We start from the raw sequence: 20,853 nt of genomic DNA on the forward strand, positions 1-20,853 counted from the left end.
GCGCGGCCTGGGTGCACGACGACCCGGGCTTCTGACGGGCCAGTCGTGAACGTACCTCAACAGTCGAACACCGACCAGCAGATCTCGTTCCGCACCCGCTGGTCCTCCAGGACGAGTTCGCGCGCGCCACCGCCGCCGCCTACCCGGCGGCGAACGCGACGGAGGGCGATGAGGCGTGGGTCGCGAACTTTCGGAAGGATCACGGCGCTCCCGGTGGTCGGCTGCGCGAGCAGGACTTGTCGCTTATCGATATGGCCCCCTACCCTGAGGCATATCGAAAAACGATAGGAAGGCTAGCAGTGAACACGCGACTTACGAGGACCCTGGCATCCGTGACCTTCGCACTGGCGGTGCTCTGCGGCCTCGCCTTCGCCGGGAAGGCGGTCACGCACATGCTCGACGACGGAGCCGTCTGCGTGGAGACCGGCTTCTGGGCCAACGCCTCCCTCGCGTCGGACGAACCCCTCCCCGTCGACAAGGGCGTGGACGCCGTCAGCAGCGCCGCCCGCCTCTGCCAGGACGGCCCGTCCTTCGCGCAGCGCGCCGCCGACCTCGGAGGTCAGCTGCCCTGGCTGCTGTTCGGCGCCCTGTCGCTGCTGCTCTTCTCCCGGCTGCTCAGGGCCGTCCTCGAACAGGGGCCGTTCACCGAGACCGTGTCGCGGCGCCTCTCCGCCCTCGGCTGGCTCGTCACCGTGGGCACACCCGTCGCCGGACTCGTCGTCGGCTGGTCGCAGTCCTGGCTCGCCTCGAGCATGGCGCCGGTCGTGGGGGTGGAGGCGACCTTCGCCGGGCCGCAGGCACTCATCCTCGCCGGTCTCGCCGCCGTGATCATGGGGAAGATCATGCGCGAGGGCGTCCGGATGCGCGAGGATCTCGAAGGGACCATCTGAGGCCCGCGACCGAAGAGACCATCTGATGCCCGAAGAGGAACTGCACTCGATCCGGATCCACCTCGACCGGCTGCTGGCCGAGCGCGGCATGACGCTCACCGAACTGTCGGAGAAGGTGGGGATCACCGTCGTCAATCTGTCCGTGCTCAAGAACGGGCGGGCCAAGGCCGTCCGCTTCTCGACCCTGTCGCGGATCTGCGAGGTGCTCCGGTGTCAGCCGGGGGATCTGATCACCCACGATGCCGGTGAGGCGGACCGGGGCCGAGCACCCGGGGGCCCGGCGGACGGCGCCGGTTGACGGCGGTTCCACAACTCGTTCGTCACGAAGTGCAGGACGTTGACCGTGACGACGGCCGGCGCGACGATCCCGACCGTGCGCGGGAACGCCGGTTGCAGGGACAGCGCGAGAACGACCGCCGTCACGCCGTTCTGCTGGCCGAGCGCCAGGGACACCCGGTCGTAGTGGTCCAGGTTCCGGGCGATCAGCCATCCGACGATCATCTGGGCGGCGAAGGCGGCCGCCCCCAGGGCGATCCCCGGCCCCGGCTCGACGCCGTCGACCAGGAGCAGCCCCAGAGCGACCAGCGCCAGGTAGTACGCGGCGGTCAGCACCCGGCCGACCACCGGCACCAGCACGGGCGGCCGGTAGAAGAGGCCGACGACCGCCACACCCAGCATCAGGCCCCACGCGGTGGCCGCTGCCAGGAAACCGGCCAGCACCAGCAGGCAGACGGCCGTGCGCAGAACGGCGCGCCACCCGCTCCCCACCGCCCCCCGCCGCGACCGCAGCGCCCACCACGCCAGTGCGGCCATGACGCACAACGCCACGTTCCCCAGCATCGTCAAGGCGTACGCGTCCGGGGTGACGGGCAGCGCGGAGGCGTCCGCCCCGCCGTCCAGCGCGCTCAGTGCCACCGGCGCCAGATAGGCCGTGAGCAGCACGGTGACCGGGTCGTCGAAGGACGACCAGACGGACAGCACGGTCTTGCCGCGCTCCGACATACGGCTGCGTGCGCGCAGGGCCGCCACCGAGAGCGGATCGATCTGGGCGACCGCGACCGCGAGGATCAGGTACGCCGGTTCCCGGACCGCGAGCCACAGCACCGGCACGATCAGCGCCGCCTTGGCGAGCACGCCGACGGTGACCGCGAGAATCAGCGTGCGCAGGTCGCCGCGCGCCTCGGCGAGATCGATGCCGGAGGTCGAGCCGTACAGTCCGACCGCGAGCAGCAGCGACACGATCACCGGGTAGGCCGCGGAGTCGGTGAGGAGCCCGGTCCCCGTCACGGCGGAGAGCACCCAGGCGCAACCGAGAACGGCGAGCATGATCCACAGGTGGTACGCCGCCCTCAGCGTCCTTGTCATGCCCCGCTCCCGTCCGGCCGGCTGCTACGACGACGAGCATCCCAGCAGTGGAGCGGCGCCGGGACCGCATGCTCAGGAGTTCAGCGCTTTTCGACCGGTTCCGCGTCTGGTTCCGGACAGTCCCCGGACACCAGATGCACCAGGTCGTTCATCTTACGGTCGGCGCGGGCCACTTGGCTCTGGTCGAGGGTGACGCCGAGCAGGAAGTGGTCATCGGGACGGTCGACGTAGAACAGTGCGCCCTCCTCGACGTCGAGGACGACCCGCGAGAGCCGACCCGGCATCACCGCGCGCAGGGACTGGTTGAGGCGTGCCACGACGTAGTGGAGACGCTCGCCGAGTTCCGTGTAGCGGGTGCGCCGTTCGTCGCGGGTGAGGCTGCCGCCGAAGAAGCGGGACAGCTCCGGGTCGTTGAAGACGTCGGCGCTGAGCCGGCCGGTGCCCGGTGCGACGTATCCGGCGTAGTGCAGGGCGTCGGGCGAGACCGACTCGACGCAGTGGTCGAGCAGCTCGGGCTCCGTCGTCCCCCAGTACCCCTCCACGACCCGGTGGGGGTCCTTCGGCACCGCGTGGGACGTCCGCTCGATCACCGGCAGCGACGTCTCCGACTCGAAGCCGCCCGGATTCATCAGGGGCAGACCGATCTCCTGGCGGAACGATCCCACCAGTTCGGCCATGGCCCGGTCCCCCGCGTCCACGGTGTCGGCGCCCAGCGAGACGCCGGTCAGGCAGTCGTCCGCGCGGAAGTAGTAGTGGAAGACGGCGCCGTCACCGACCTGGAGCACGCTGCGGATGAGCTTGCCGCTGTCGACGGAACGCAGTACGTGGTCCATCCGGCCCAGCACATAGTGGAGTTGGCGGCCCAGGCGTACGAACCGTTCGCGCCTGACGTCCTGTTCCTTGCCGCCGGGTCCGCCGAAACCGCCGCCCTGCGCCTCGGGCAGCCGGTCCAGGATGTCCGCCGAGTAGCCGAAGACTCCCCAGCGGTACTGGGCCACATGATGCAGTCCGGTCTCGCTGAGCGCGTTCGCGCACAGGTCCACGAACACGTCGCTGTCGTCCGTCACGTGCGACGCGCGGCGCACCTCCGGCGGCGCACCGGTACCGGTCACGGTCCTGTCATCGCTCATCTCGCCCCCATGGCGCCGTCGTTGAGAACGTCCGGCCACCGTGCCAGCATCTGCTCGCACAGCGCCAGGACCAGCGGGCTGCCGGTGCCCGGCAGCCGCCCCAGGGCTATCGTGGCCGCGCCGCCCTGGTCGTACGGCAGTCGCATCAGTGCGGGAGAGGCCTCCGTGGCCTCGGCCCTCCCCGGTCGTGCGCCGTGCGGGTCGTTGCACACCCGACCGAGGACCTTCTCCCGCAGGCCGCGCTCCGTCAGCCACGCCATGAGCTCGGCGGTCTCCATGTCGCTCGTCGGCCCCGACCGGCCGACCAGGACGATGTGCTGGACCTGGCGGCACACTTCGAGCGTGACCGGGGTGCGGACGACACCGCAGTCGACGATCAGACAGCCCTGGAGGTCCATCAGGCGTTCGACAGCGGCGCCTACGGTCTCCTGGAGCGTTCCGTTCGTCGGCAGGTGTTCGCCGGGCTTGTCGCCGGGACCCAGGGGGAACACCGCCATGTCCTGGCGGCGCGGGTCCCCGGTGCGCACGTGCCGCAGATAGCCGTGCACGGAGCGGTTGGCCAGCTCGATGGGGTCCTCGGCGAACCCGATGAGGCCGTCGACCCTGGCCTCGGAGGTGGCGTTCCAGCACCGGGTCAGCTCGGTGAGACCGCCGCCGTCGGTGTCGGCGTCCATGAGGACCACCGTCTGCCCGACGCGGCCCACCGCGTCGTCGACGATGAGTCCGGCCGCGGCCGTGAGCAGCGTCGCGCCGCACCCGCGGGCCGTGGCGAGCACCGCCACGGCGTGCGGGACGCCGATCGATCCCGTCCACGGATACGCCATCGGGTCCTCCTCGTTCCGTGCTGTCCGCTCGGTTCTTCGGTAAGGCTCAGATCCTCGGTAAGGCTCAGTTCGTCGGTAGGGCTCAGATCTTCGGTACGTCCAGTTCGATGCTGATCCGGTTGTCCGGACTCGCGTGGTCCCCGATGTCCGCCCGCAGGCCCAGGTGCGCGGCCACGGTCAACGTGAGGGGGTGGTCGGGGCCGAACTTCTCCACCAGGCCCTGGTGCGTCGCCTCGTCGAGTTCCCGCGCCGCCCGTGAATCGCCCGCGAAGACGAGCATGTTGGCGTGGCACAGGGCCGCGGTCAGGATCAGCGGGTGGTGCGGGTCCACGTAGAGGACCTCCCTGAGGCCGCGCAGGCCCCGCTCGCTGAGTTCAGCGGCGGTCTCGTCCTCCGCGTCGCGCAGCACCAGGGCGAGGTTGACCTCGCAGATGCGGCTGAAGAGATGGTCCTCGCCCCACTCGCGGAACGCCGCGAGGTTCTCCTCGGCGAGTGCCCGTGCCCCGTGCGGCCCGTCGATCCGGCCGAGGAACCGCAGGTCGGCCGCGAGCCCCACGCCGGAGACCAGGGCCTCGGGGTGCCGGGGGCCGCCGTACACCACGAAGGCGTCCCGTGCCCGTGCGTTGAGCATGCGGGCGGAGTCCGCCTTCGCCTTCCTGGCCTGCGAGGACAGCGCCGGGGAGAGCGTGGCGATGTGCCGCAGGGTCGAGGCGAGCGAGCAGGCCGCGAGGAGCGTCGTCATGTGGGCCCAGCCGAGCTCCTCGTTCGTCTGGGTGAGGCGGTAGATCTCCTGGAGCCGGGTCAGCGAGTCCTCGTACCGGCCGATCTCGCGCAGCCTGCTGGCCACGTGCACCGAGCTGCGCAGGGTCAGCTCGTGCTGGTCCCCGAGGACCCGCACCCGCTGCTCGTGCACCTCCTGGTGCTGCTCCAGGGAGTCGTTCGGCAGGCCGACCATGTCCAGCGAGAGTCCGAGGTTGCTGCCCGCCATGAGGGTGAAGTGATTCTCCTGGCCGTACTTGTAGCGCAGGATGTCCCGGGTGGACTGGTCCTCGGCGAGAGCGTCCTGGGGGCGGCCCAGGGCCCGCAGCTCGCCGCCGCGCCCGAGCGCGCTGCGCAGCGTGAACTCGCCGTCCAGGTCCTGGAGCCTGCGCAGCTCCTCCAGCGCCGCGCCGTTGATCCGGTTGGCCTCCGGGTACCGTCCGGCGTCGGTGTGGATGTTGGCCAGTTCGACGCGCAGGCGCAGCAGGAGGAGCAGGCGTTCGTCGTCGCCGGACGACGCCGTCCAGGCCTCCTCCAGGCGTTGGGCCAGGGCGAACGCGGCTTCGAGGCACTGGGTGCGGCGCCGGTAGCGCACCTGGTTGACCAGCCAGCGGCGGACCTCGGGGCTGTCGTCCGTGACCGCGCCCGAGGACTCGACGTGGAGGTCCAGCTCCGCGTAGCGCGGGTACATGTCCTGGTCGTCGACCCGGTCGTCCGGGGGCGCGTAGGCGGCGAGGACGCTGCGCACCCCGGCGGCGATCTCGTCCGCCTCCGCCGGTTCGAGTTCCCTGAGCTGGGCCGCGAGGATCATCCGGGACGCCGTGAGCCGCTTGCCGTCCTGGCCGCGCCGCGCCTGGGACCTGCTGAGCAGACCGCGGGCCGCGAAGCCGAGTTGATGACGACCCTCCGCGCCCTCGGGCAGCCCGAGGAACTCCAGGGAGGCCGGGGACTCCAGCAGGTCCCAGCTCGCGCCTTCCGGCGACAGCGCCGTCAGCATCCGCAGCAGGTCGAGGGAGGCCGGGCGCTCCTTGCCCAGGTCCTCGACGACGCTCTGCCACACCGCGGAGGAGAACTCCAGGCCGACGGCCTGCCGGTTGCCGACCCCCTGCACGAACTCGGCCACGGCCGCGTCGGGCGGACGTGCCGTGCTCTGCAGGTACGCGGCCATCTGGTCGAGGAGCTGCGGCAGCGTCTCGCCCAACCCGACCAGCTGCTCGGCGAGTTCGGGGGTCAGCTGGGGTGCCTTGCGCCGCAGGTACCGTACGGCTTCCTCGGCGGACGGCGGCTCGATGCAGATGGGGTGGGCCAGCGTGCCCCACTCCGGGTTCTCGGACGTGATGAGGGCGTGCACCTGGTTGCTGTTGAAGAGCAGGCTCTCGATCTCGTCGGGGTGGCGTGCGTCCTCGTAGACGAGGAGCAGCCGCTCGGGTCCGCCGCGCCGGCCCTCCAGGAGCTCGCGCAGCGCGTCCACGGCCCGGGGCGACGACCGTCGGGAAGCGCCCAACTGGGCGCTGAGGAGCACCAGTTCGCGTACGACGCTCTCGGTGCTGTCGGCGGGCATCCACCACACGATGTCGTAGTCGGCGCGGAACCGGTTGAGGTACTCCAGGGCGTAGGTCCGCTTGCCCACGCCGGGCGGGCCGTGCAGCACGACGGGTTTCCTCGCCGCCTGGCCCGGGGGAAGCGCGTTCCGCACCTGTTGCAGGCAGTCCTCCCGGCCCAGGAACTCGCCCTGGCGGAGCGGCGGGATGTGGGAGATCTGGGGGTGTTTGCCGGGGAAGCGCGGCCCGTGCCCGGACCGGTCGGCCCACGGGACGCCGCGGCGGTCGCCGGGCAGGAAGTGCGTCAGGAGGGCATTGCGGGCGGGGCCCTCCTCCAGCGTGTGCAGCCTGGGGCCCGGCCGGTCGCGGAACGGCGGATGGACCTCGACGTCCTCCAGCCAGGCCACGTCGACCTTCCGGCGGCCGATGAGCCCGTCCGGGTTCAGGTGTGCCATCAGACCGGTGAGGCGGGAGGAGCCGACCATGACGGACGACATCAGGACGAGATAGGTGACGGTCGTGTCGCCCCGGGGGGCTCCCTCGCCGGATCCGCGGTCGAACTCGCACATCACGCCGTTCGCGAAGAGCTCGGCCCGGATCCAGTCCGCCCACCGGCGCTCCTGCGGCTCGAAGACGAGCCGTACGACCCGCGAGGCCGCGGGGACCTCGGCGAACATCTCGGCGTGCTTCTCGCGCACGTCGGCCGCGACGGGGGCGAAGCGCAGGTCGGCGTCGCCGCTGATCTCGCGGCCGAGCCGTTCGTAGGCCTGTTTCTGGAGGGACGGTTCGTAGTTCTGCAGGGCGAAGGGGATGAGGACTTCCTCGTACGCGACGTTCGGCAGGTGCCCCACCTCGACCTCGCGCCAGTACTGCTCCTCGCTGGTGAGCAGGATCGGGCTCGCCGCGCCCGTGAACTGGTCCCTGGCGCGGGAGCGGCGGCGCTCGGCCTGCTCGGGATGGGAGCGGTCCACGCGCATCGGGACCGGCAGCACCCTGATCCGGCCCCCGGACTGCTCGCGCACCTGCCGGGCGACGGCGGCGGATCCCTCGATGGACTGGTTGCTGAAGTTGAAGCCGACGACGACCACGTCGGGCAGGAGCAGCGTGCACAGGCTGGCGTTGTCCGAGTGACCGGTGCGGCTGTCGATGAGGACGTAGTCGTAGTCGGCGGTGCGCAGGCTCTCCCTGAGTGCCTCGGCGAAGAGCCGTCCGCTCTGCTCCTGGTAGAAGCGGGCCCAGTCGAAGGTCGCGACGCGCCGGCCGTAGAGGCCGTCCTGGCAGCCCGGTCCGAGGAAGTCGATGCGGCCGGTGGGGCGCGCGAAGCGGTAGGAGAGCGAGTCGGTGTGCATGCCCACCTGTGCGTGCCGCTCAAGGAGTTCCGCCAGTCTGGCCTCCTTCTCGGCGTCGGGGAGGTCCTCGGCCGCAAGTGCCTCGACGGCACGGCCGTAGTCCTGGACCATCTCCACCACGCCGGTGGACTCGGTCAGTTCGGGGTTCCGCAGGAAGGGGCGCAAGTAGCGGTGGAGGCCGGGTGACTCCAGGTCCCAGTCGATGACGAGGACGCGACGGCCCGCGTCGGCGAGCAGCCAGGCGACGTTGGCCAGCGCCATCGTCCGCCCGACTCCGCCTTTGTACGAGTAGAAGGTGACGACGGTCGCCTGGTTTCCACCACGTACGGAACCGGACGGCTCGGCACTGCTCATCGATGTCGCTCCAGCGTGGGTGCGCGTCAGCTGTGAGGCCCCCGGAGGATGGGCCGCTCGTCGCTCTCCGGAGCGGAGAACCAGGAACGGTGAGGGGCTGCCTCCCACCATGCCTCGGCAGGGCGGGACGGTGGTGCGGCGTGCGTTGGCTGCCACGGTACCCGCACCGGAGCGAACTGCCTATCTAGGAATTTCCCGGCCGAGAGCGGAATTCTCGGCATTCCCGAAACACTTGGGGAAACAGTGAAGTACAGGTCTTCGGGCGTCATGACGGGGGGCGAGTGACGGGCTCCGGTGACGATTCGTTCGACCACCGCCCTCAGCACCTTCAGATAGCCGCCGCGGGCCTGGGGTGCCCCTACGAGTCCGCCGAGGCCCGATCGCGTGTAGTCGCCGACCGGCACGGCCAGGGTGTCGGGTTCCTTGCGCGGCGGGAGCCCCTTGGTGTTCCACGGCACGAGCACCAGGGCGGGCGACCGCTCACCGGTCTGGTGCTGGCCCCACAGCAGCCGCCGCCGGAACACCTCCAGATCGCGAAGGGTGCGCGGTTCTTTGTAGTAGCGCTCGGTGAGCAGGACGAGCAGCGTGCGGCAGCGCATCGCGGGCGTCCAGTCCGGGCCTTCCGCCGCCGCATGACCGCGGCAGGGATCGGAGAGGAGGCCCGAGTGGCCGGGTCCCGGGCCCAGACGGCGGTGCATCTCGGTCTGGACGTCGGTGTGGAACGCGCGCAGCCAGGGGTCCGAAGGCACCGGCAGGGCGTGGCTGATGTAGTAGTAGGGAGCGTCTGGACTGCGGTGCGCGGTCATGCGCTCCACCCCTCTCGGTCAAGGTGCGTGCGCAACGTGCTGACGCCGTGCGTGAGCCGCTTCCGTACGTGGTCGATGAGAAACCGGAGGTCGGCGCAGAAGCACGACGGGTTGTCGAAGCCGTTGTCGGGGCGGTGGCGGTGGGCGCGCAGCCCGCCTCCGCAGATGTCGACGACCGGGCAGGACCGGCACTGCGCGCAGAGTCCGGTGAGCCCGGCGCGCTCGGCGGCGAATCCCGGGTCTGCGGCCGCGTGGTCGAAGTCGTGGGCACCGATGTGGAGCACGGAGCGGGCGGCGCGGGCGCTCACCGTCTTGAGGATGTCGTTGTACTCGATGAGTCCGGACGGCTGGATCACCACGACGTCCGAGCCGTAGGGGCCCCACATCTCGCTGGTGCTCGTGCCGCCGAGGTGCAGGTCGAGCAGCGAGTCGAAGAGCCGCAGCGAGGTCTCGCGCCGCGGGGCGTCGAACCAGCGGTCGAAGACGGCGGCGAGCCAGCGGCCGTAGGGCGCCTCGTCCGCGCCCGGGGGCCGGGGCGGCGGGAACTGCCAGGTGGCGTGCGGGAGCAGCAGGTCGACGGTGGGCGGCTCGTGTTCGAGGAGTGCCTCGTACGTCTCCACGGGGTCGGCGTCGATGTCCACGACGCAGAGCAGTCCGCCGTACAGCTGCCGGTAGCGCGGGCTGCGCAGCAGCGTCAGCGCCCGGGCCACTTCGGTGTACGTTCCCCGGCCCGCCCGGTCGGGACGTCTGCGGTCGTGCGAGCGGGGGGTGCCGTCGACGCTGACGCCGACGGTGACGTCGTGGCGGCGGAAGATCTCCAGGAAGGTCCGGTCGAGGCGGGAGGCGTTCGTCTGGACGAGCAGTTCGACCCGGGTGGCGAGGCCCTCGCAGTCGGCGCGCAGTCGGCGGGCGAAGCGCTCCACGATCGCGGGCCCGGCCAGCAGGGGTTCGCCTCCGTGCAGGACGACCTGCGCCCGTTCCGGGGCGTGCCTGCGCAGGTGTTCGGTGATTCTGGCGGACAGCCGGCTCATCACGGCGGGGCCCATGACGAGGGGCTGGTCGGTCCAGCCTCGGTCGCGGTGCTCGTAGATGTAGCAGTCCGGGCACCCGAAGTTGCAGCGGCTGTAGAGCTTCACCACGAACTGCGTGAAGGCCGCCGCCGGTTCGCCGGGGGGCGGTGTGGCGCGGGGTGCGGTCTCACACCGCACTTTCCCACCTCGGCCGCTCGGGTCCCGCGGCTCGGCCGGCGTTGCGCAGGAGGGCCTCGACGAGGGCGCTGCGGGGGAGGCGGCTCAGGGTGAGGGCGTCGGGCGGGCCGTGCGGTGCGTTGTCCGCGGATAACGCGGCGCCGTGTGCCGTGTGCTGTGCCGCGTCATGTGCCATAACGCAGGCTCCCCCCGACTGCTCGGCTCCGCGACGCGCGGAGGCCGTCCAACATGCCACGGTCGAACGAAAGTGCCTCTGAAGGGAATCGTGCCACTGCTGCTACAGTCCGGGGCTCGTGCAACCTCGGTCCGGTCGTCCCCCCGCTCGCGAATGCGTCGGTGCGCTCACCGAGCGCTCCCCCCAGATGCCTGTGAGTATATCGGCCGGGGCCAAGTAAGCCTATCCTCTGGGGTATTGAGGGAGTATGAACCGGCCTCGGAGGAGCCGCCGCTGACCGACCGGCCATCCGTTCTCACCGAGTCTGCGCGAATGTCCATCACGCCGGACCGTTGGCGGAAGTTTGTGAGGGGCGCGTGGATCCAGCCGCTTTCTTCTATACGAGTTGTGTACGTGCCGATGGCTGGCGTGCGCTGACGCGCTTCCACGCCGATCTGGAGTACCAGCTGCGGATCCAGGAGGGGTTCGGCGTCAGCGGCGTCCTGGGCGCGGTCGCGGAGCCCGAGTCGGTCCGCGAGTCCGCCGTGACCAGGGCCGGAGTCATGATCGTGCTGTACTCCCCGCGGTACTTCACGGACCGCGGCGCGGGTCTCGAATGGGCGGTCTTCGACGCCCGTATGCGCCACCACGAGGACATCCGGGGCGTCCCGGCGCGCGGCTGCCTGGTCCCGCTGTGCTGGAAGCCCGTCGCCGACGAGCAGGTTCCGGAGGGCGTACGCACATCGGTGGAGGGCCCCGGAGCCTTCGACTGGCTCCGGCGGTGCGGACTGGAGTCCCTCGCGGCCCCCTCGCACGCGGAGAACGAAGCACGGTACTACGCGCTGCTCGAACAATTGGCCAAAACCATCGCCGAGGCGGGGCGTACGGAACTCGAAGGACTGAACCCGGTCGACGCCCAGGAGCTGGACCCCGCGTTCGGCAGCGAGAGCGCCGCGCAGACCGGGCAGCCCGCCGACGCAGAGGTGCGGAACTGGGCTCGCTGGTCCGAGATCCTGGACGCGGGGGCGCTGCAGCGGCGGGTGCCGGGCTCGGTCGCCATCAGCTACGTCGGCGCCGACCAGCCCTGGGCCGACTGGATGTCGGAGGTGCTCGGCCAGCGCGGGCACGACGTCGTGCAGCGCCGCTGGCGGGCCAGCCGGGAGAGCCTCCAGGACGCGGTCGCCCAGGCGCGGGCCGCCGCCGAGCGCATGCTCGTCATCTTCTCGCGCAACTACTTCGCTGCGGGGAACACGAGCCCCACCGAGTGGGCGGACACGTTCGTCGACTCCCCTGGCAGGGCTTCCCAGGCCGTCCTGGTGCAGATCGACGCGGCGCCCCGTCCGCTGCTCGTCCGTGACGCGAACGTCGTCGTCCTGGCCGGCGCGGACCCCGCGGAGGCCGAGCACCTGATCGAGCAGGTGCTCCCCGAGACCCCGCAGCGGTCGGCGGATCGTGGGAGCGGCCGGTGAGCCCGTCACGGCGTCCGCCCCGGGAGCTGCCGCAGATCAACAACCTCCCGCCGCTGCCGGCCCCGTTCGTCGGCAGGGACGAGGAGATCGCGGACGCGCACCGGCTGCTCATGGACCACCGCGCCGTGCTGGTGCACGACCCGGAGGACCGCCCGCACGGGTACGGGACGTCGCAGCTCGCCATCTCCTACGCGCACCTGTTCACCCAGCACTACGAACTGATGTGGGTCTTCGACTGCGCCCGTGACCCGGACCCGGCCGGGCTCGCCGACCGGGTGGCGGAGGAGACGGAGCGGCTGCGCGAGCGGTTCGAGCGAGACTCCGGGCGGCCGCTGGACGGCCCCACGGCGGCCGACTGGCTCTACATCTTCGACAACGCGGCGGACCCGGACGAGGTGCGGCAGCACTTCCCGGAGGGCAACGCGCGCATTCTGGTCACGTCGCGCGGTACCGGCGCGTGGAAGCCGGACGCCCGGCTGCCCGTGGGCGCGCTGGCCCGCGCCGACGTGGTCCGGCTCCTCATGGAGAACATGGGTCTCGACAAGCGGCAGGCCGCACGGCTCGCGGACACCTTCGACGGGCATCCGCACCAGATCGTGCGCGCCGGCGAGGCGGTCCTGTCGGGCAAGGTCACCGTGGAACAGGTCGCCACGGTGACGGAGATAGCCCGCATGGCTCCCCCGCCGCCCGAACGCCCCGCGCCGTCGCCCTCGCTTCCCGTGCCGCACCGGGCCGACGCACCCGACAAGGCGCGCACGAGTCTGCGGTCCAGCCTGCTGCGTTCCACGGTGTGCGAGAACACCGGCAGTTACCTGCGCTGGATGACGGCCCTGCGGTCGCGGCCCGCGGCGGCGGTGCTGCCCGAGGCGGCGTGCGTCGGCATGGACCTCCTGTCCATGGCGGAGCGCGTCGACCTGCTGCTCGACACCGTCTTCGAGCGGGAGGAGCCCGGGCTGGTGCGGGCGCTGGCCGACACGGTGGCGGAGGCGACCGCGGCGGCGCGGACCGGTCGTCAGATGGCCGACAGCGTACGGGCCATCGCCGAGGAACTGGCGGGGCGCTGGCAGGGGGCGCGGCAGGCGGAGGGGCAGGCGGCGTCGACGGAGCAGGCCGAGGCGCCCTCGTGCTTCTTCTTCACCAGCTGGCACAACCGGGACGTCGACTTCGACGAGGCGCTCAGGTTCCACAACCTGCTGGAGAAGCGGGTGACGGCGAAGCTCGGCGGGCGGGTGACGAGGTCCGGCTTCTTCGACAAGCTGATGCAGCACGGGGCGACGTGGGAGCCCAAGATGATCGAGGCCATCCGCACCACGCGGCTCATGGTCCCCCTGATCACGGAGGGGTACTTCCAGCGGGACTGGTGCCGTCGCGAGTGGGCCGTCATGGTGCAGCGCATGGCGAACCTCAACGCGGCCCCCGGCCGGGAGCCGATCGCCATCCTGCCGGTGTTCTGGATCAGGCCTCTCTCGGACTGGCAGATGCCGGCCGACTTCGCGCCGTACCAGTACTCGGTGCACTTGGAGGGCAGGCCGCAGTACGAGGGGGACGTGTTCGATCTGGTGGCGGACAACAAGGAGCGGGAGCTGAACAACTACGTGTCGACGCTCGCCCAGTCCATGGTCGCCCAGGCCGGCACACGCCTGCCCCACCTGGACAGGGACCTGGTGAAGAAGGTTCCGCTGGCGTTCCGCGACGTGGCCGGGGGCGGCTGAGGGCTGCGCCCGGGCGGCTGAGGGCGGCATCGCAGGCGTCGAGTTCCGGCGCCCGTGCTGTCCTTCGTTGCACGACCGCGCCGCTCCTCGTGCCTATCGTTCGCCCATGAGAGCCGAACACCATGACCCCGACTGCGTCTTCTGCGGGGTCGAAGCGGGGACCCAGCCCGCCCGTGTCGTCGCCACGACCCCTGACACCCTGACCTTCCTCCCCCTCAACCCGGTCCACCCGGGACACGTCCTCGTCGCGCCCAGCCGCCATGTCGCGGACATCTGGGACCTCGACGAGGCGACGGCGGCGGGCGTCGGGAAGGCGGTGCTCAGGGCCGCACACGCGGTGAGGGCGGTCCACCGCCCCGAGGGGCTGAACGTCATCCAGTCGTCCGGCGCGGTCGCCACGCAGTCCGTGTTCCACCTCCACGTCCACGTCGTACCGCGTTTTACGGGCGACAGGATGCCGCGGCTGTGGCCCGAGCCCGCCGAGACGGACGCGGACCGCCTCGACGACTCGGCGCGGCGCCTGCGGGCGGCGCTGGACGCGCCGGGGAAGCCGTTCCTACGGGGCGAGGGTCCGTTCCTACAGCACGAATAGCAGCGCGAACGCCTGGGCCAGAGCGAGGCCTCCGTAGAACCCGGCGACGGTGAAGGAGCCTGCGGCCTTCAGCACGCCCGCTTTCTCCCTGCCCGGTGCCACGTCCATGGCGAACGGCTCGATCGCGTTCGCGGCGGAGGCGCTTCGCACCCGCTCGTACAGGCGCCTGAACAGCCGCTCCTGGTAGAGGAAGTAGCCGTCCAGCGCCCAGAAGGCGAGCACAGGCACGAAGCCCACCAACGCGATGGCGCTCTTGTCGTTGCCGACGGCGTAGGCGAGCAGGGCGCCCGTGACCGTGAGCGACCACCCCTTGATGAGGAAGGAGTTGTTGCCCATCCGGGTCACAATCGTCTGGATCAGCTCCAGATGCCGCATCCGGCCCTCGTCCAGCCCCGCCGACATGTGTCCCCCCGTGACAACTCGCCTGCGGGGGAGCTTAGTCAGAGATCGCGGCGGGGCCAACGCCGTTCAGTGCTGGATCAGGAGGAGAGGCGACGGACGAAAACGTCCGACTTGCCGTTGGTGTCACCGGGCACGATGTCGTCGGCCGTGGACGCGAAGACCACGTCGCGGCCATCGGAGCTGACCGCGTCGACCCCGGCCGAGGCGGGCCGGTCCGAGATGACCTCGTCGGTGTCCGTGCGCAGGTCGCGCAGCACGAGCGACGGCCCGGTCGTGTCGTTCGGGGCGTACAGCAGATAGTTGCCCGTCGGGTCGATGGCCAAGCCCTTCACGTCCGGCACGCGTCGGGCGGTGCCCGAGCCGACGTCGTGGACGTAGGTGTCGGAACCGGAGAGATAGACGACCTTGCTGCCGTCCTCGCTGATCTGGACGATCGTCGCCTCCTTCGACGGACCCTCGATCGGTTCCGAGGTCGAACCGTGGTCCCGGTCCCACACGAAGACGTCCTTGACCTTGCCGTCCTGGTAGGCGACGAAACGGCCGTCGCCGCTGATGGACGGCCTGGACGGCGCGGTGTGCGCGAACCAGACGAGTTCCTGCTTGGTGTTGGCCTGCCAGTCCCATACGTCGATGCGCTGGCTGGTCGACGGGCGGCCGATGGTGGCGACATTGGCGACGTAGCGGCCGTCGCCGCTCGCCGACGGCTGGCTGCAGTTGAGCGCGTCGCAGTTGAGGCCGATCGAACTGCCCGCGGTCCATTGGGCCAGCTTGACCTTGGTGTCCCTGAACAGCAGTACCCAATACGCGGCGTACTCCCCGTTGCCGCTGATCACCGGAGAGGCGATCGGGTAGCTGCCCACGTGCTTGATCTGGCCCAACGGCTCGTCGCGCAGGTACACGCGTTCGCTTCCGGCGGCGTTGCCGGGCGTCAGGTTGGTCGCCGACGACGAGAAGACGACGCGGTTTCCGTCGGTCGTGATGGCGCCACCGGTGGAATCGCGGTCCAACTGAGCCCCGTCGGCCGCGACGCTGATCCGCTCGACACCGGCTCCGACGTCTCGTGCCCCGCCCGCGGGCTCGGCCGACGCGACTCCGGGCAACGTCGCGGCAACCGCCCCCACGACGACCGCCCCCACCGCTAACGCACGCCGCGCGCGTCTGGTGCTCCGGTCCACGTTTCTGCTCATTGTTGTTTCCCCCACTCACTCAGGAAGAGGTGTCACCCCCCGGCTCCCCACCGGACGGCTTCGAGCATGCAACCGCGACGGCGGCGAGGGGTCAATGCGGCGCATGACATGTGAGAGGTGTCGTTTCGGCCATAGAGGCACACGCCGATTCGACGGCTGGGCCGTCCCCCATGATCCCGCTCATGGGCAACTTCTCCTGAGCGGGCCACAACGGCCCACGGACAGACGCCCGGCGGGTGCCGGGACCCGTCAGCGTGCCCGCCCGCACGCCACCTCAGGAGACACGACGAAATCAGCGCCGGCCGGTCAGGCGCCGGCCCCGGCTTCAGGTGGGCCTGGACGGTCACCACCTGTAGCGCTGATCTTGTCCGCGATGCGCTCGAGTGCGGCAAGGTCCTCGGCGTTCAGGAGATCGATGAAGTGGTGGCGCACCGAGGCGAGGTGGGCAGGGGCGGCGTCTCGGAGGGCGGCCAGGCCCTCCTCGGTGAGGGTCAGCAGACAGCCTCGGCCGTCGTCGGGGTCCGGCGCCCGCCGGATGAGCCCTCGGGCCTCCATGCGTGTGGCGTGACGGGACAGCCGACTGCGAGACCACTGCATCTTCGCGGCCTGCTCGCGCAGCGTTCTGGTCGCGTCCGCATGTTCGGACAGCGTGCTGAGCACCTCGTAGTCGGCCTCGGACAACCCCAGGTCGGCCAGGTCCTGGCCGATGTGCGCCTGGACCTCGGTCGTCATCCGCCGGTAGGCCCGCCAGGCACGTTCCTCGTCGGCTGTCAGCCAGGCGACGCCGGGCTGCGGCTCCGCGGCGCTCGACCGTTTCGTTGACATGTAACCAATCTACTCTCTAGCTTCGTTTCCATGTCAATGAAACGGTTGCGCGTCCTCGTCCTCGTCTGCAGCACCCGCCCCAACGCGCTCGGCCCGACTGTCGGCACGTGGCTGACCACGGCCTTGGCGCCGACCGCGCGCACACTCGATGTCGACCTCGCGTCCGTCGCGATCGGAGATCTCCACCTGCCGTTCCTCGACGAGGAGGAGCACCCGGCGCGTGGCGTCTACCAGCACGAGCACACACGGCGTTGGAGCGAGACGGTCACGGGGGCGGACGGCTTCATCGTGGTGACCCCGGAGTACAACTACGGGATGCCCGCGACGCTCAAGAACGCACTCGATTACCTCAGTGCCGAGTGGGCTTGGAAGCCGGTGGGGTTCGTCAGCTACGGCAACACCTCGGCCGGCACCCGGGCGGTCCAGCACGCCAAGCAAGTGACCAGCACGTTGCGCCTGGTCTCGGTGGGCTCGACCGTGGCCCTGCGGATCGCCGAAGCTCATCGGCAGGGCGTGTTCCAGCCTGCCGCCCACCACGGCCAGGCAGCCGTGGACATGCTGGAGGAGCTGGTACGAGCGGGGCACGCGCTGGCTCCGCTCCGTGACCTCAACGGTGACGGCGCGACTCCGGGCCCCCTGCCCGGCTCCTACGTACGACGTCTTCGCCCCGACGACGGGCCACACGTCACGGTGCTCCAGCGCTGCTGCTGGGTCGACGAGGCGATCGCGAACGACACCCTGCGTCTTCCGGCACTGCGCGAAACGCCTGACCAAGTGCAGGCATGGCTGGCCGAATGGCACACCACCGGGCTATGGCACGCCGGACGCCTTCTCGGCATGATCCGCACGATCCGCCGCGGCGGCACACTGCACATCGGACGCCTCGCCGTGGCCCCCGACCTGCGGGGACGAGGACTGGGGCGCTGGCTGCTGCACACCGCGGAAACCCGACACCAGGGGTGCGACCACCTGCTGCTGACCACCGGCACCGGCAGCGTCCGGAACCTGGCCTTCTATCAGAAGCAGGGCTATGCCCCGCTTCCCGCGGCGAACAGCGGCGAGGTCAGTCTCCGCAAAGACCTCACCTCCTGAGAGGCGGACACCCGCTCCCGTCACACGTCGAGGCGCCCGACCCGTGTTCAGCGAGGGGCGGCACCACCCGGGGGCTCTGCTCCCAGGAGCGCGAGCAGCCCGGGGAACCTCTTGTCGATGTCCGCGCGCCGTAGACGGATGCCCTTGCGGTTGCCGTAGTCGATCTCGTCAATGAGGCCCGCCTCGCGCAGGACCCGGAAGTGATGGGTCTGGGTCTGCTTCGAGATCGGAAGATCAAATGAGTTGCAGCCCCGCTCGCTGTCGCCGCGGTCGGCGACCAACTCCGTCAGCACCGAACGGCGGTGCTCGTCGGCGAGGGCGCGGAACACCGCGCCCAGATCGAGCGCATCGGCCTCCGGACCCGTCCGGTTCTTCCCGGCCATGTGGCACCCCCTTCAGGTACGACTTGAATCGTACCTGAGGCGTGTGCTCCACTGAGGTACGAAATTTTTCGTACCTAGGTTCCTTGATCCATTGGCCCGGCTGCGCTGTCCCCATGCCACCGCGCCCATCGACACTCCGAGAGGTCACCGTCATGAAGAAGCCCGAGGTACTGATAGTCGGTGCCGGAATCGCAGGGCCCGCACTCGCGTACTGGCTCTCCCGGCACGGCTACCGGCCGACGGTCGTCGAACATGCCCGGCAGTTGCGCTCCGGTGGCAGCGCGATCGTCGTGAAGGGGCCCGCGATCCCGGTCGCCGACCGCATGGGCATCCTTGCGGAGCTCCGCGGGCTCGCCACCCGCAATCGGTCACTAACCCTGCTCGACCCCGACGGCAGGCGAATCCTGCGACTCCCGCTCACCTCGGACAAGGCACCGACGGTCGAGGTGACCCGAGCCGACCTCTCCGAGGTGCTCCACCGGTCGGCGCGGACCGAGGCAGAGTTCTTGTTCGACGACACGATCACCGCGCTGGACCAGGACGAAGGCGGGGTCGACGTCACCTTCCGGCGGTCCGCGCCACGGCGCTTCGACTTGGTGGTCGGTGCCGACGGAATGCACTCCACCGTGCGGCGCCTGGCATTCGGACCCGAGCGGGAGTTCGTGAGCGGTCTGGGCCTGTACGGCGCGACCGTCCCGCTGGAACCCGACGCCATCGAGGACCCGAGCGAGATGACGATGCTGACCGTGCCGAACCGGATGCTGGTCGTCCACCCCTCGCGGACCACTCCGCTCGCGATCTTCACCTTCCGGGCCGCCCTGCCGGCACCCCACGACCGCAAGAACACCGCGCTGCACAAGCAGACCGTGGCCGACGCCTACGCCGACGTGCGGTGGCGGGCACCGGAACTCGTGGCGGCGTTCCTCGACCACCCGGCCCCGTTCTTCGACCCCCTGACCACCGTCCGGATGCCCTCGTGGTCCCGCGGACGGGTCGTACTGCTCGGGGACGCGGCGGCGGCGACAGCCCTGCTGGGCGACGGGTCCAGCATGGCGATGGCGGGCGCGTACGCCCTGGCGGAAGAACTCGCCGCCCATCCCGGGGACCACTCCCGCGCCTTCGCAGCCTACGAGTCGCGGCTCCGCCGTGAGGTAGGACCGCGGCAGCGACGCGTCGGTCCGCTCTCCAGGCTCCTGCTGCCCCGCACCGGGCCGGGCCTCGCGGTGCGCAACGCGGCAGGCCGCGCGTTCGGTCGTACGAACCGGATCGCCCCTCGCGAAGCCGCGAACCGGTAGACCGGGTCCGCGCCGCCACCTGTCACCGACCGCGCACCGGCCTGTCATCGGCCGGTGCCCGGCTCCGCGACAACTCTCAGGCCAGGTCGAGCAACTGCTCGTAGAAGCCGCCGTATCCGCGGCCGCGGTCCACGAAGTGCAGCTCCAGGATCCAGTGGCAGGTCCGGCCGAGCCGGTCCGTGCGACGCAGCGGAGTGTCGTTGTCCGGGGTGATGTACGACTCCGCCTTCATCCCGTCGATCGTCTCGTGCGGGAACTCGCCGACCAGATGCCCCGCGTGCCAGATGCCGATCTCCCAGCCCCTGCGCGCCGCGAGTTCCTCCACCGCCGTGTACAACTGCCGGCCGGTGATGTCCGGGTCGGCGGCGAACACGGCGCGACCGGCGTCGAAGACGGCCGGCAGGTCCTCCAGCAGGCGGCGCTTGCCGGGGTCCTGCCCGAAGACGTAGGTCCGGCCGAAGTCCGCCTCGTACTCCTCGAAGATCGGCCCGAAGTCCGCGAAGGCCACGTCGTCCTCGGCGATCACGCGGTCCGGCGGATTGTCCCGGTAGGGGGCGAGGGTGTTGGGCCCGGAGCGGATGATGCGTTTGTGCCAGTGCTTGGTCGTGCCGAACATCTCGTTGGCCAGGTCACGGATGCGGTCGCTCGCCTCGCGCTCGCCGACGCCGGGCGCGACGATTTCGCGGGCCTCGACCTCGGCGAACAGAGCGATCGCGTTCTCCTGCGCGGCCACGAGACCGGCCACACGGTCCGTCTCCGTCACCTCGGTGCGACTGTCCTCCACCGCTGAGCTCCCCCTCCATCTCGGCCGCGCACACCCCTGGTTGAGGGGTGCATCCGCCGGCCCGATCTTTCGGACATCGTCGCATGTGCGAGCTGTCTCACAGAGGGTGGCCCGCCCCATGCGGGGGGGCTAACCCCTCACTCAAAGGGGCGCAGCCCGTCGATGACGATGCGAAGCAGGCGTTCGGTGCGCCCCTGCCGGTCAGGACCGCTGCCGGCCTTCCACAGGAACGACACGAGCAGCAGGACCTCATCGGCATCGGTTCCCGGCCTCACCTGTTGCGCGTCACCGCAGGCGGTGAGGAGCTGGTCCAGGGCCGCGGCGACCGGTGGGTGGAAGTGGCTCCGGAGATCGGGGCGCGTCGCGGCCTCCATGGCCTGGGACGCCCCGCGATCGCCGTGGCCGTAGGCGGCGAGACGGGTGAGCCAGAGACGCAGCGCTTCCAGAGGCTCGTGTTCGGCGAGCAGGCGTGCCGCAGCCGCGATGAGTGCTTCGACGTCAGTCCGGTAGACGGCGAGGAGCAGTGCCTCGCGGCTGGGGAAGTGCCGGTACATGGTCCCCTGGCCCACACCGGCCGCTTTCGCGATCGCGTGCAGGGGCGTGTCCGGCGCGCTGGTCAACGCCGTCCGGGCGCTCTCGACGATGCGGGCCCGGTTGCCCTCGGCGTCCGAGCGTCTCGGGCGCGCTCGGGGTGGCGCCAACTGGCCGCTGCCGGGACGGGAATCGGGCACG

General features: G+C 70.7%; 19 protein-coding genes. 7 read left to right on the forward strand and 12 right to left on the reverse strand.

The window, feature by feature from the left end; translation table 11 throughout:
* Positions 1–332 precede the first annotated feature (332 nt).
* The gene (locus DEJ48_RS03215) at positions 333–890 is read left to right on the forward strand and encodes a DUF2975 domain-containing protein (protein ID WP_223831866.1); all 558 of its coding nucleotides are present in this window, start codon (positions 333–335) and stop codon (positions 888–890) included.
* 25 nt (positions 891–915) lie between these two features.
* Positions 916–1,188 (forward strand): helix-turn-helix domain-containing protein, encoded by a 273-nt coding sequence (locus tag DEJ48_RS03220; protein WP_150214269.1) that lies wholly within the window; start codon positions 916–918, stop codon positions 1,186–1,188.
* Here the strand turns inward: DEJ48_RS03220 and DEJ48_RS03225 are convergent.
* From DEJ48_RS03225 to DEJ48_RS03250, 6 genes are all read right to left on the reverse strand, one after another.
* Positions 1,104–2,255 (reverse strand): hypothetical protein, encoded by a 1,152-nt coding sequence (locus DEJ48_RS03225; RefSeq protein WP_150214271.1) that lies wholly within the window; start codon positions 2,253–2,255, stop codon positions 1,104–1,106. The two genes, DEJ48_RS03220 and DEJ48_RS03225, sit on opposite strands and share 85 nt — an antisense overlap.
* 80 nt (positions 2,256–2,335) lie before the next feature.
* Entirely contained in the window at positions 2,336–3,385 is a 1,050-nt protein-coding gene (locus DEJ48_RS03230; protein WP_150214273.1) for a hypothetical protein, read from the reverse strand.
* A complete protein-coding gene (locus tag DEJ48_RS03235) occupies positions 3,382–4,209 on the reverse strand; it encodes a hypothetical protein (protein ID WP_150214275.1) in 828 nt (275 codons plus the stop codon). The genes DEJ48_RS03230 and DEJ48_RS03235 overlap by 4 nt, the downstream gene beginning before the upstream one ends.
* An 82-nt stretch (positions 4,210–4,291) precedes the next feature.
* Complete coding sequence (fxsT, locus tag DEJ48_RS03240; RefSeq protein WP_190537164.1) at positions 4,292–8,212, reverse strand: FxSxx-COOH system tetratricopeptide repeat protein; 3,921 nt, start codon at positions 8,210–8,212, stop codon at positions 4,292–4,294.
* Between the two features lie 26 nt (positions 8,213–8,238).
* On the reverse strand, positions 8,239–9,018 hold the full coding sequence (locus DEJ48_RS03245) for a hypothetical protein (RefSeq protein WP_150214279.1): 780 nt from the start codon (positions 9,016–9,018) through the stop codon (positions 8,239–8,241).
* Positions 9,015–10,226: an FxsB family cyclophane-forming radical SAM/SPASM peptide maturase gene (locus DEJ48_RS03250; protein ID WP_150214281.1), complete on the reverse strand. Its 1,212-nt coding sequence runs from the start codon at positions 10,224–10,226 to the stop codon at positions 9,015–9,017. The genes DEJ48_RS03245 and DEJ48_RS03250 overlap by 4 nt, the downstream gene beginning before the upstream one ends.
* 531 nt (positions 10,227–10,757) lie before the next feature.
* Between DEJ48_RS03250 and DEJ48_RS03255 the strand changes: the two genes are divergently transcribed.
* From DEJ48_RS03255 to DEJ48_RS03265, 3 genes are all read left to right on the forward strand, one after another.
* A complete protein-coding gene (locus DEJ48_RS03255; RefSeq protein ID WP_150214283.1) occupies positions 10,758–11,849 on the forward strand; it encodes a toll/interleukin-1 receptor domain-containing protein in 1,092 nt (363 codons plus the stop codon).
* Complete coding sequence (locus DEJ48_RS03260; protein WP_150214285.1) at positions 11,846–13,561, forward strand: TIR domain-containing protein; 1,716 nt, start codon at positions 11,846–11,848, stop codon at positions 13,559–13,561. Before DEJ48_RS03255 ends, DEJ48_RS03260 begins: the two co-directional genes overlap by 4 nt.
* A 106-nt stretch (positions 13,562–13,667) precedes the next feature.
* Positions 13,668–14,153: an HIT family protein gene (locus DEJ48_RS03265; RefSeq protein ID WP_150214286.1), complete on the forward strand. Its 486-nt coding sequence runs from the start codon at positions 13,668–13,670 to the stop codon at positions 14,151–14,153.
* On the opposite strand, the gene DEJ48_RS03270 is transcribed toward DEJ48_RS03265, so the two are convergent.
* From DEJ48_RS03270 to DEJ48_RS03280, 3 genes are all read right to left on the reverse strand, one after another.
* Positions 14,139–14,555 (reverse strand): hypothetical protein, encoded by a 417-nt coding sequence (locus tag DEJ48_RS03270; protein ID WP_150214288.1) that lies wholly within the window; start codon positions 14,553–14,555, stop codon positions 14,139–14,141. The genes DEJ48_RS03265 and DEJ48_RS03270 overlap by 15 nt on opposite strands.
* Positions 14,556–14,632: 77 nt before the next feature.
* The gene (locus DEJ48_RS03275; protein WP_223831867.1) at positions 14,633–15,676 is read right to left on the reverse strand and encodes a WD40 repeat domain-containing protein; all 1,044 of its coding nucleotides are present in this window, start codon (positions 15,674–15,676) and stop codon (positions 14,633–14,635) included.
* A gap of 372 nt (positions 15,677–16,048) precedes the next feature.
* Complete coding sequence (locus DEJ48_RS03280) at positions 16,049–16,567, reverse strand: MarR family winged helix-turn-helix transcriptional regulator (RefSeq protein WP_150214290.1); 519 nt, start codon at positions 16,565–16,567, stop codon at positions 16,049–16,051.
* A 30-nt stretch (positions 16,568–16,597) separates the two neighbouring features.
* Between DEJ48_RS03280 and DEJ48_RS03285 the strand changes: the two genes are divergently transcribed.
* Positions 16,598–17,659 carry a bifunctional NAD(P)H-dependent oxidoreductase/GNAT family N-acetyltransferase gene (locus DEJ48_RS03285; RefSeq protein ID WP_150214291.1) on the forward strand — a complete coding sequence of 354 codons (1,062 nt, stop codon included), beginning with the start codon at positions 16,598–16,600 and terminating at the stop codon, positions 17,657–17,659.
* Positions 17,660–17,706: 47 nt separating this feature from the next.
* On the opposite strand, the gene DEJ48_RS03290 is transcribed toward DEJ48_RS03285, so the two are convergent.
* Positions 17,707–18,042, reverse strand: coding sequence for an ArsR/SmtB family transcription factor (locus DEJ48_RS03290; RefSeq protein WP_150214293.1), 336 nt, complete (start codon positions 18,040–18,042; stop codon positions 17,707–17,709).
* 152 nt (positions 18,043–18,194) lie between these two features.
* Between DEJ48_RS03290 and DEJ48_RS03295 the strand changes: the two genes are divergently transcribed.
* Positions 18,195–19,337 (forward strand): FAD-dependent monooxygenase, encoded by a 1,143-nt coding sequence (locus DEJ48_RS03295; RefSeq protein ID WP_150214295.1) that lies wholly within the window; start codon positions 18,195–18,197, stop codon positions 19,335–19,337.
* 76 nt (positions 19,338–19,413) lie between these two features.
* Here the strand turns inward: DEJ48_RS03295 and DEJ48_RS03300 are convergent, their stop codons facing one another.
* Entirely contained in the window at positions 19,414–20,121 is a 708-nt protein-coding gene (locus DEJ48_RS03300) for a M24 family metallopeptidase (RefSeq protein ID WP_411757416.1), read from the reverse strand.
* Positions 20,122–20,258: 137 nt separating this feature from the next.
* Positions 20,259–20,852, reverse strand: coding sequence for a TetR/AcrR family transcriptional regulator (locus DEJ48_RS03305; RefSeq protein ID WP_223831868.1), 594 nt, complete (start codon positions 20,850–20,852; stop codon positions 20,259–20,261).
* Between the last annotated feature and the right edge of the window lies 1 nt (position 20,853).

It is taken from the genome of Streptomyces venezuelae (genome assembly GCF_008642315.1).
In the GTDB taxonomy this organism is placed as follows: domain Bacteria; phylum Actinomycetota; class Actinomycetes; order Streptomycetales; family Streptomycetaceae; genus Streptomyces; species Streptomyces venezuelae_D.

Coding starts and splice junctions, on each gene's coding strand:
- DEJ48_RS03280 (WP_150214290.1), bottom strand. CDS start 16,567: ATGTCAACGAAACGGTCGAGCGCCGCGGAGCCGCAGCCCGGCGTCGCC.
- DEJ48_RS03265 (WP_150214286.1), top strand. CDS start 13,668: ATGAGAGCCGAACACCATGACCCCGACTGCGTCTTCTGCGGGGTCGAA.
- DEJ48_RS03230 (WP_150214273.1), bottom strand. CDS start 3,385: ATGAGCGATGACAGGACCGTGACCGGTACCGGTGCGCCGCCGGAGGTG.
- DEJ48_RS03220 (WP_150214269.1), top strand. CDS start 916: ATGCCCGAAGAGGAACTGCACTCGATCCGGATCCACCTCGACCGGCTG.
- DEJ48_RS03295 (WP_150214295.1), top strand. CDS start 18,195: ATGAAGAAGCCCGAGGTACTGATAGTCGGTGCCGGAATCGCAGGGCCC.
- DEJ48_RS03285 (WP_150214291.1), top strand. CDS start 16,598: ATGTCAATGAAACGGTTGCGCGTCCTCGTCCTCGTCTGCAGCACCCGC.
- DEJ48_RS03245 (WP_150214279.1), bottom strand. CDS start 9,018: ATGACCGCGCACCGCAGTCCAGACGCTCCCTACTACTACATCAGCCAC.
- DEJ48_RS03290 (WP_150214293.1), bottom strand. CDS start 18,042: ATGGCCGGGAAGAACCGGACGGGTCCGGAGGCCGATGCGCTCGATCTG.
- DEJ48_RS03270 (WP_150214288.1), bottom strand. CDS start 14,555: ATGTCGGCGGGGCTGGACGAGGGCCGGATGCGGCATCTGGAGCTGATC.
- DEJ48_RS03225 (WP_150214271.1), bottom strand. CDS start 2,255: ATGACAAGGACGCTGAGGGCGGCGTACCACCTGTGGATCATGCTCGCC.
- DEJ48_RS03235 (WP_150214275.1), bottom strand. CDS start 4,209: ATGGCGTATCCGTGGACGGGATCGATCGGCGTCCCGCACGCCGTGGCG.
- fxsT (WP_190537164.1), bottom strand. CDS start 8,212: ATGAGCAGTGCCGAGCCGTCCGGTTCCGTACGTGGTGGAAACCAGGCG.